This window comes from Desulfobulbaceae bacterium (assembly GCA_015231515.1).
Taxonomy (GTDB): domain Bacteria; phylum Desulfobacterota; class Desulfobulbia; order Desulfobulbales; family VMSU01; genus JADGBM01.
This window is the reverse complement of record JADGBM010000132.1, coordinates 1-7033: the sequence shown is the minus strand read 5'-3', so window position 1 is coordinate 7033 and position 7033 is coordinate 1. Positions and strand designations below refer to the sequence as shown.

General features: G+C 47.4%; 3 protein-coding genes. All 3 read right to left on the bottom strand.

The window, feature by feature from the left end; genetic code table 11:
• A partial coding sequence (locus HQK80_14420; protein ID MBF0223393.1) for a hypothetical protein occupies positions 1-5188 on the bottom strand: 5188 nt, incomplete at its 3' end.
• Between the two features lie 30 nt (positions 5189-5218).
• A complete protein-coding gene (locus tag HQK80_14415) occupies positions 5219-6082 on the bottom strand; it encodes a hypothetical protein (protein ID MBF0223392.1) in 864 nt (287 codons plus the stop codon).
• Between the two features lie 284 nt (positions 6083-6366).
• Positions 6367-7033: hypothetical protein (locus HQK80_14410; GenBank protein MBF0223391.1), on the bottom strand; the 667-nt coding region annotated here is incomplete at its 5' end.

Genomic DNA, 7033 nt, shown 5'->3' with positions numbered 1-7033 from the left:
GATGTTTTGTCACCTGGCCATTGGCATTTTGGGTCCGCACAACTTGACCGGCGAGATCATAGATCAGTTCCGAGCGGTGGCCGTTGGCATCGATAACCGCGGTCTGGCGGCCCATGGCATCATATTGATAGCGGCTGGTATGGCCGTTGGCATCGGTGACTGTGATCAGGTTGCCTGCCGCGTCATAGTCATAGAGCGTCTCTTTATTGTATATGTCAGTTTCCTTCACAAGGCGATCTGCCGAATCGTACTCTTTGACGACATTGGTCCGGATATCATAGGTTGCATCAGGCTTTTTGTAATGGACTCGTTCTTCCTTCACCTTGCCGTTGGCATCGTAAATAAGCTCTTTTATGTTTCCAAGAGGGTCGGTTACCGTGACGACACGGCCCAAGGCATCGTAACCATAGGTGGTTGTCAGATTAAGAACGGTTGGGTCCGTGGCGGATGTCACGCGTTGGCGGGTTTCGGTCTCAATCCGGCCCAGGGAGTCGTAGGTGTAGGTGGTGGTTATGGTTTCGCCGCTCGGAAGACCGGTTACCGTTACCCGATTGGGATTAAGAGAATTAACTTCATAAAAATAGTCGGTGAGCCGTTTTTTTGAGGGATCGTCCTGGTCAACATACTCGGTCTTCTGCTTGGGATTGCCGTTGTCGTAATAGCTGTACTCCTCCAGGGTGACGGTTTGCGCCGCGAGTGTCGCTTCAACCTTTTGCAGTTTGCCTTTAACAGCGCCGGTACCGGCAATAGAGGCGGGGTAATAGGTGTAGAATCGCTCGTTGCCGTTCTTATCTTTCACCCTGGTGACCTGGTCAAAAAGGCCATAGTCATAGTCCACGGTCTGCAGATATGCATCCTGCTCGCTGGTGACATTGCCGCCGGTATCACTGGCGCAGCCGGCCAACGTTCGAGACGAGCAGTACGAGTAGGTCGTCTCAAAGCCAAGGGCATCACGTTTCTGATAACGCAAGCCATCGGCATTGTTCTCAAAGAGCAGAATCCCCTTATCCGGCTCCTCAAGTTTGACCAGAGCCCCATTTTCATCATAGAGATGGGTGCGAATGAATCCGCGTGGGTCAGTGACCCGAGTTTTTTTGCGAAACAGGTCATAGTCCAGAATCTCACTCTCGCCCTGGATGTTGGTGTAGCTGAAGGCCCGATCATTCTCATAATAATTAAAGGTCGTGGTCACCTGTGCTCCGGCCCGGAGTTCAGGCTTTGAAATATCTTTCAAAAGAGAGCTGTCCGGATGATAGGTGTATTGATTTTTCTTCAGGAGTGGATTTTCCACCGAGCTGAGATTGCCATTCAAATACTCATAGGTCCAGGTCCTGCCGGCCCAGTCGGATATAGTATTGAGGCGGCCATCGCCATGGTATGCAAGGGTGAGCCCTGTCCGGCCAGCGATCCCGAGGTTATCGGCAATAGTTACAAGCTGCCCTGCCCCATTGTATGAAAAATTAAGCTGGTTGCCATAGGGATCGGCAATCTGTTTGAGCCGGGCTGTATCACCAACCGTGCGCAGATCAGCCCCGTTTACTCCTTCAAAAAGGTATTTCACTCCATTCCTGTAAGTTATGGTGTGCTGGCCGGCAACCGGGGTGTTGAGAGCGAGGGTGTCGAAACCACCAGTCGGAGAAGTGACCGCCCAGCTTGCGCCCTCTCCGTCCACCAGGTAGTTTGCCTCGCCACCCCGTTCATCCATGAAGGTTATCGATGAAACAACCGCGTTGCCGTTCTCCGGAGCTTGAACGGAATCATAGTTAGGGTATTGCCCATAGTCATTGGCCGTAAGGCGCATATTATAGGAATGGGTCCACCCCTTGCTTATGGGAAAATCAGCAGAACTGTTTTTGGCCTGATTCGAATTATAGGTGCGGGTAAAGGCGTAATCCAAGCCTTTGCCCTTAATGACCAAATCGGTCTCGTCATGGTACATATTGCCGGTGACTGTACTCACCGGGTCGGCGGTAGACGGGGTGACGACCAGATCGTTGTTGGATACCGAAATCATATTCAAATCGGTAAAAACTTCGTTGTTGAAGTCTTGATCCTTGGCAGGGTCAATGGCTTCCGTTGCGGTTACATACCCGCCGCCGCTTGCCAGCCGGTTACTGTGGTTGACAATGGCATAGGTTGATTGGCCTAAATCATCAAATTCATCATAGCCATTTTTAAGGTAGACGCTGAAGAGGTAGTAGGTATCCCGCGGCATCTTGTCCGGCAGCAGATATTCGCCCCAGGTGTTGGTGATATGCCCGTACATGAAATCACGGATTTCCATGACAAAGTCGATGTCATAATCGTCGATGCCGATTGTTTTACTTCGATAGACATGGGTGCTTGGGTCAAAGCTCAGGTTACGGTCAAAGAAGTCGGTAAAGCCCTGTAGGTCATTTATGGTGATGAGGTTGTTAAAACAGTTTTCCAGATCAACCAGCAAGGCTGTGGGGGCGCCGGTGTACTGAACAGATTCACCATTGGGGCCGCCCGCGCAGGTAAAGGATTGATTGTCGGAAACATCCATTGAGGTGTTAAGAGTGGCAGGTGTATCCACAAAACGATTCCCAATAATTTCAACAGAAATGGGCGCCGTCACGGTAGCAAGACTTGTCCCTTTCCTTAACACAACTTCGGTATTGAGGTTATATATTCCATTCGCATGCGCGCTGGATTCAGAGTACGATATCGTTAAGATGTCCCCTGACACACTTGCATTTACAACAAAGCCCGCTGGGGTTGTGTTCTGGATTACAAACACTGTATATCCCGTAGCCCCCGACATTGTGTATGGTACAACATCCGTGGCGTCAGCCAGTTTAAGACCTATTGTGATCGGATAGACCCCATCCGTATGTTGGCTGGTTTCATTGAGCACATATTGGTACATGTTTGAGGCTGTGCGATTGAAGCTTACGACGGAGAACCCCGCGGGAGTGGTCACATTGGCCGCGAGAACGTCGTATGTCTGGTAAAGACTGGCAAGACTTGTTGTGATAAAACCGGTTTTTAAGGCCCCCTCGAAAGCCTGATCCGCGATAAGATTGTTCTCGGTCGCGTCATAAGTGGAATAAAATGAATCAATGCCATTGTTTGCATTGTATGTAGCAAGCATTGCTGCAGTGTCACCAGGAAGAAGTCCTTCTGCATTGGCTAGAAAAACGTTAAACCCCGCGTTAGCAGGGTCCGCGCCACCATAACTCCATGAAACAAGCCTTCTGCCAAACAAGTCATATTCGCTCTGCGTGAAATCCGGTGGAGCGGTGTTCGCAAAACCCAGATCAGTTAATGAAGCAGGGAAAGTGTCAACCTGGCTATTTTTTTTAGGATTCACCAACTTACGGTTCTGCTCCATGGCAAACTGAATCCCTCGAACCGTTGATATGGCATCGTACCCTGTAATTGCCTGCCAAACTTCATGTTCAAGAGATGAAGCAATATGGCCAATCATCAGAAAAGCATCACTCGAATATGTTTCAGGCTGATCAACCTCCCAGGTGCCGTTAAGGTGTATTCCTTTCAGGTCAATTAAAAGGCCGCCTGGTGTAATGGCAAATGGAACGTCATTAAGATACTCAACTTCCTGAGTGGTACTCACAACACCAAGATAAGCCGATATTGGTGAAATTATTCCTTTAAGCCGCCCATAGCGTTCCGAGTCTTCCCGAAGTCTGGTGTAGTACAGGGATTGCGCCACATAGAGTAAACCACCGGTCAGGGCATCCTGCGCTTCGAGATCATCGAGCAAACGCATATCGCCAGTATCAGCAACACCATTTAAATTGGTATCAATATAAACATCGCCTATAGCGCCAAGGGCGCCAGCACTATCGACAACTATGGCGTAATTATCATTGGCCTGAAGAAGCTTTTCAGTGGCTCGCCTCAATTGGGTCTCATTGGACGTTTCTCCACCACTGGCGATCAAGTAATAGCCACCGACAACGAGGTTCTTATAGACAACTTTTTCTGGTGGCACCCCAGGCTCAACATCAACTTCCAACTCTAAATCAACTAACGTACCTGCTTGAAGTTGATAAGATCCTTCCGCGCATGAAATATTAACTGAACCAGCTATAACCGTATTCCCGACAGCCTCGCTATCTAAACGGTGCCCAAAAGCCACACCACCTTGCTGCCCGGCAAATAAGGTCACGGTAAGTTGCTTGGTGCTTAACTCAGCGAGAGGAACGTCATAATGCGGAAGAATATTTACACTTTCACAAACCTTTGGCAAAACCCTGGACCGTAAATATTTTGTCCAAGCTATAACCTCGCCGGCATCATGATCCGCGACCGAGTCATACCTTATGATCGGGCTCACCACTTCATAAGGGAGTGAGGCCGGCAGAAGCCCGGATTCATCTGCAATAATTTCACCTTCATCAATGACATCTTCAAGGGTAAGGCCAGGGTGATTGACCCGCAGATATTCAAGAGCTTCCTCGTCAAATACCTCCAAAGGATTTTTGTTCTTCAGGCCGGGCTTATAAGCTGGGCTACCTGGGTTTTGAGCATTGTAATAGGCATCGTAATCAAAAGGTAAATCCCGAAGAAGCATCCGATATGTTTCATTATATTTTTTCTGTTTGAAAGAGGCGTCAAGCGGGACCCATCGACAACTGCCACCTTCGGTTGCGCAGCTTGCCTCCTGGGTTGATTTTCCACCACGGTAATTACTGTAGCTGACAAGGGCTTCGGCCCAGACATGCTCAAAGGTCACGTAGGTCGAATCGGTATCATCGACATTCTGGATGCCTTGATCACGTAATAATGATGCGGCCAGAGTCGTATCAATGACGCCTAACCAGTTTGCCAACTGAACTTTTGAAATTTTTATATTTCCATAAGCATAGCGGGCTTTTATCCCCTGAGATCTAAGCAGGGCAATCAAAGCGGAGGTGAGATCAACATCATTACCCCGTAAACTTAAGAAAGAGTTAAGCGAATTACTTCTGGATCCGTGATATGGGGAATACTCTGCATTATTCCGGAGATACTCATATATTTTTGCTGGCGTTCCTAATTTCGTTGCCTTTTCTTGCAGCAAAAGCCCCTCACCTGTTTGAAAAAGAACCTCTCTGTTTTCACATAATTGAGGGTCGTCTTGAAGATTCAGGCAAGCAGCAAAAACCGAGGTGCTTGTTAAGCCTATAATGAATAAGAGCACAAAGAGTCTCTTCAACATATTTATCCCCTTCCACATGGCATCACGGGCTTATCGCCGATGTTTCGTTAAAGTTGTTACGGTTGGTTCCAGGTCTTCGTCAACAGGCAGTTTATTTTGTAGCTCAAGACCCTTTTGGAGTTGCCTGATTTTATTGTAATCCGCACCGTGTTCCCTCATCGATACCAGCTCGTTTTCAAATTTAGCCGCAGCCTCAAGAAGTTTTTTATGACGCTCTTGTTTCACTCTTTTGGTAAAAGAATGACTTCCAGGAAGAGCACTTACGGCTGATCCCATTTGCTTTTCTCGGCTATTTTGATTTACGGATTCTTCATTTAATTCTTTAAGCTTCAGGCGGTTTGCAGAGATTTTTGCAATTGAATCATCAAGTGCCTTGTTGATTATCCTCAAACGCTCACTCTTTTTTTCTTGAACAATTTCACTTGCTGTTTGTTCTTTTGGTGAAGCAACCACTTGCGCTGCCGGTCCAGGCGGTTGCCCTTGTTTTTCGGGAATTTTCTTTAATATTAATATTCCCTTTTCATCAGGTGAACTCTGATCGAAATCCAAAGAGAAGGTAGATTGCTGCTCCAGAGTAACTGTCATGGACGTGTCATCGACCACAACCTGACTCGGTTTTCCCGCAGAATCTACTTGCATCAAATCATCGCGCACAGATGCCGCCAAAGTCGAAAGATCGGCTTGCATTATGTTCAGTTCCGCATGAACTTGCTGACTCTCTGCCTCTAATCTCTTCTTTTCAATGGCTCTTGAGCCTAAAACCGCTTTTGATATCGAATGGAGACTTTTTATCTCTTCCGATGTTAACAACTTGTCGGCTCTTGCTTGATGCGTAACAAAAAAACCGAAGTAGAACATCACTAAAGTCAGCTTAATCACATTTTTTTGCTTCATTCTCCGCTTTACCTCCGCATGAGTACCAAATTTTGTAAATTTCTTTGGAGGATTCTGTCTCCATTTTTTCATTCATCTGTTTTCGTAAGGGTTCTTTGTCATCTGTTATCGTTCTTTTTTTTAATACCGACAAAAAATTTTGAGTAATCTACCAGTGAAAAACTAAATGTCAAACACTTTAAACACCAGCAACTGGCATCTTTTTTTCATGCCAGCAACAAATTCTTCCGTAAAATCACGAACAGCACGCAAGGGATTACTCTTCTCTGATGGCAAATCAGCACTTAATATGGTTTAAATCCTTCCGCCGGAATGTGGCATTCAGTGCAATGAGTATTACCATTCCCTGAATGAGTTAAATCATCGTTCTTAGATCCGTCGTTATTCCACACCGTGGTGTTCAAGTGGCAGACCTGGCAGATGCCGGAGACCGCGGGGGTGTTGCTGTCGGTGTAACCGCCAGCCGGGTCTTTCGGGTTAAAGAACCGTACATCTCTGTTACCCGGCAACGGTGTCGCAATATTCGATTTAATCAACTGACCGTAAATTATCCCGAAACTGCTCCCGGTCACGGATGGGTCAAGACCACCTTTTACAGTAATAGATGAGGCATCGGCCCGGATAATCTCATACGTGTTTTTTGCTTCACTCAAATCCACTACCAAGATCAATCCGCTTGGCGGCAGAAAGTCATTTTTCCGCCCCCATGTTGCTCTGTCATTCCACTCGGCCAGTATATCGGTTACCGAGTAAGAAAAAGTTGTCTGCCCCCCGTTCACGCTGAAATTGCCATCAATCGTCCCAGTAGCCAAGTACAGTTCAGCTTCATTCTCAGTCCGCCAATAAAGCTGCTCCTGGGTGTGCACACTATGGCAATCGACACATTTTGCAGACCAGGCGCCCAGCTCTGCCCGGTGCATTCCGCCCATTGCCGCACTTCCATGAGCAATC

Bases quoted from the DNA above. Each gene is read 5' to 3' on its own strand.
- HQK80_14415 (MBF0223392.1), bottom strand. From the start codon at position 6,082: ATGAAGCAAAAAAATGTGATTAAGCTGACTTTAGTGATGTTCTACTTC.